Annotated in this window: 2 protein-coding genes; both read right to left on the bottom strand. The window is 42.6% G+C overall.

Features of this window, described 5'->3' with window-relative positions:
• Positions 1 to 450 precede the first annotated feature (450 nt).
• Positions 451 to 2,586: an anaerobic ribonucleoside-triphosphate reductase gene (gene nrdD, locus QVP40_RS02045; RefSeq protein WP_022066851.1), complete on the bottom strand. Its 2,136-nt coding sequence runs from the start codon at positions 2,584 to 2,586 to the stop codon at positions 451 to 453.
• 234 nt (positions 2,587 to 2,820) lie between these two features.
• Positions 2,821 to 3,642 (bottom strand): hypothetical protein, encoded by an 822-nt coding sequence (locus QVP40_RS02040; protein ID WP_022066850.1) that lies wholly within the window; start codon positions 3,640 to 3,642, stop codon positions 2,821 to 2,823.
• Between the last annotated feature and the right edge of the window lie 249 nt (positions 3,643 to 3,891).

The following is a 3,891-nucleotide window of genomic DNA, read 5'->3' as shown; positions in this document are numbered from 1 at the left end:
TCTCATTTTGACTTGTACTATTTATATTCTAGCACCAATGAACACCACGACCTGTTTTCCAATCTGTTATAACCGATGTCGTCCCAATACTGTTAAATTGAGATGTTGTGATATGAGGTTTATATTCAACCTTTGATTCTCCGTCATGTCTTTCATGTTCATTCGCTATTTTAAATAAACTTTTGCCGAAGACACTCACTCCTTTTTTAGATATTCTATTTTAAAATCACGCTCTTATTTCTTACTTTCATTATACAATATATTGAATAACAATTCACTTTTTTTCGATAAATTTTTCAGCAAAAAAGAGAATGCACCGAAATGCATTCTCTTAATTTTTATGATTTATCATTTTTCTGTTCGGAATTAAATTGTAACTTGATTTCCTTCTATTTTTCCTATTGTTCGGAATCAAATTGTTATATTCGGAACTAAATTGTAACTAAACATTTACATGGATTTTCTTTCTGCGATCTCCGCCATTTTTGCTTCGTTCAGTCGTGTATCTCCATGCACACGGCTGTAGGAAAGATAACCGTTCATACGGTCGATCTTTGTAAGGTTTTTGGAACCGCATACCGGGCACACATCCATTTCCAGTTCTTCATGGCCGCAGTCGTCACAGTAAGCCAGAGAAAGGTTGACACCCTCATAATAGCCAAGCTCCATAGCTCTGCGGATCAGTGTACGGATCGCCTCCTTATTATAGCCGATAGGGTAGCGCACATACTGGATTTTTCCGCCGTTGCACAGTTCCCAGAATCTGCCTTCCAGATCCTGTTTCTCAATAGGAGTCACATCCTCTGTTACATGGCAGTGGAAGCTGTTGCTTACGTATGGTCTGTCAGAGACGCCTTCAATAATGCCGTACATCTTACGGAACTGCTCTACCTGAAGTCCGCAGAGGCTTTCTGCCGGAGTTCCGTAAATAGCGTACAGATATCCGTCCTCTTCTTTAAACTGATTTACTTTGTTGTTAATATATTTCAGAACCTCCAACGCAAACTGTCCGTCCTCACGGATGGATTTGCCGTTATAAAGCTCCTGAAGCTCATTCAGCGCAGTAATTCCAAAAGAGGCTGTCATCGGCTTTAAGATCTTGCCGATTTTTTCGTGAGGCTTCAGATGTCCGCCGTAGAATCCGCCTTCACAGTAAGCAAGAGGATTGGTGGAAGCGCGCATCTGCCCCAGATATTCATAAGTACGGATATGCAGGTTCCGGATCATTTCCAGATAAAAATCAAGAACCTCATAAAAATCTCTGCTCTCCGCTCTGGCTTTTGCAAGGATCATAGGAAGGTGAAGGCTTACCGCACCTACATTAAAGCGTCCTACAAATACCGGAACATCCTTTTCGTCTGCCGGATACATTCCGCCTCTTTCGTACCAGGGGCTTAAAAAGGCACGGCATCCCATAGGGCTGATCACCTTTCCGTACTGCTTATACATACTGGAAATATAACCCTTTCCTGACATGGAAAGCCAGTCCGGATACATTGTCTTTGCAGAACAGTCCACGCCTGCTTCAAATACATCCTCACAGCACTGTCCCGGTCCATGAATATTTTCATCATAAAGAAATACGATTTTCGGGAAAAGAACCGGTTTTTTATGTCCGTCCCTGCCCTGTCCGCCCTTGTGGACCTCCAAAAGAGAAATATTGCACATTTTTTCAAACTGGCCTGTTCCAAGTCCAAGAGTTACCGTTACAAAAGGATAATCTCCTCTGGATGAACCTACTGTATTCAGCTTATATTCAATACCCTGCCATCCCTGGTCGAAGTCTCTGCGCACTTTGTCCAGCGCGTACTCAATGGCTTTTTCTTCTCTTCCGGTCCAGCTTTTGTCTGAGTACTGCAGAAATTCCTGGACATATTTATCATAGCTCTTCTTTGCATACGGAGCCAGGATCTTATCTACTTCCGGCACAGTAAAGCCGCCGTACTGCTGGGCAGCCGTGCTGAGAACAATGTCTCCCATAACGTCAAACGCTGTATCCAGAGTTTTCGGTTCATTGTACCATACGTTTCCCATTTCAAATCCGCCGCTCAGCACAGAAGCAACATCAAAAAGACAGCAGTTCATGGTATCCAGTCTGGCAGACTGGTCGTGAATATAAATATAACCGTCCTTGCATGCCTGAAGCTCGTTGCGGTTCATAAAAAATTTACGGTAAAGTTCCTTATTCAGTTCGTTAAAAATCAGACTTCTCTTTGTTGCAACAAGGGCGCTGTCCGTATTGGCGTTGCTCTTATCTCCAATGTAACGGATCGCCTGACTCTTTGTATATACATCATCCATCATGTGAATAAAATCCAGCTTGTAATTACGGTAATCGCGGTAACTTTTTGCCACAGCCGGATTTACTCTTTCCAGAGCGCCTTCTACAATATTGTGCATTTCCTGGATCTGAATCTCATTTTTCCCCAGTGAATCCGCATGTTCCTGCGCAAAACGGCAGATAAAATCTTTTTCCTCCTGAGAGAATGTATAAAGAATTCTGGCTGCTGACTTATTTACTGCTGCCACGATCTTCTGCGGATTAAATTCTTCTTTTGTCCCGTCTTTTTTAATTACATAAATCATACCATTTTTCTCCTATTTAGGTTCGCAGGAAACCGCACATTTATTACCAGTACCCTCCCCGTCGAATCCGTTCCCCATATCTGGTGTTGCAAGAGAGAGTATAGCACAATATAATGTAAAAGAAAAGGGGGTATTTTATTTTTTTATTTCCCCCTTTTCTTTCTGTTGATATCAGCTCAATTCCGGGCATCCCGGTCAGAATGTATTCCAAATCATCTTTAATGACAGACGCTTCTATTCTGCTCTGCTCAGATAAACGCTGTCATAGGAATTTTCATACTCATCCAGATAAAGCAGATCCCCTTCATTCAGGATAAATTCCACCTCTTCCCCTGTTTTCAGAAGATGAATTTCTTTTCCGCCCACGCCTTCCCGTACCAGTTTCACTTTTTCTTTATTTGTATAAACAATATATTTTCCGGGCTCAATTTCTGTCCCCACAAATGCCTGTCCATGACCTGCGCTTAACGCATACTCTATCTTTCCGGTTCCTGAATTTATCCACGAGGAAAGATAGGAATCATCCGAAAGCTCTGTTATGTATTCTGTATCTGTGTCAACAGGCAGAACTTCCTCATCCGTGTCCGTTTCATACACATAATGCTCCAAGATATCATTTTGAAGAATGTTCTCCCGCCATGTATCCCACAGGCCCTGGATTACCGGCAAAAATATGATCAGAAACGACAGGATCAGAAAAATCCCCTGATGTTTTTTCTTTTTTTTCGGTTCTGAGGACAGAGTATTCCTTTTTTCAGAAGCAGATACTGTTCCGGTCTTTGCAGTTTTTTTATGCTTCTGCGCTCTGTAAGCCGTCTGGTTCCCGGCAGTGTTTCCGGTTGTCTTACGCTGCGGCTGAGGCTGCTGCGCCTTTTTTACCGTTTCTGACGGAGCCAGTCTTTTCCGAAGCTCCTCTCTGGCTTTTTCTGACGCATGTCTGTCATGAGTTTTTCTGTCTTCATTTACATGGTACAGTACCGCGTCGTTTTTGTACGGCATTCCACAGCTTTTACATCTTCCTCCCACCACAGGGCCATCACATAACTGACACCGCATATCCCGCCTCCTCTTCTCTGTCTCCGTAACAGATTTTTATTCTTTTTTCCGTTTATCCTACAAAATATCTGAGTTCATTGTACCGAAATTTCTCCGATCCCGCAAGGTAAAAAATAACTTCTGCCGGTTCCGGCCCACAAAACGATACTGTTCAAGGAACCTTCCGGATCACCTTCGGCAATGGCATTTTCACAGCTGAGGTCAATAACTATCTTGAGTTTCCGCAAAATGTAATTTAAACATAAATGA

Source organism: Blautia sp. CAG:257 (genome assembly GCF_000433815.1).
Lineage (GTDB): Bacteria > Bacillota > Clostridia > Lachnospirales > Lachnospiraceae > Blautia_A > Blautia_A caecimuris.
This window is presented reverse-complemented; position numbering and strand designations above follow the sequence as displayed.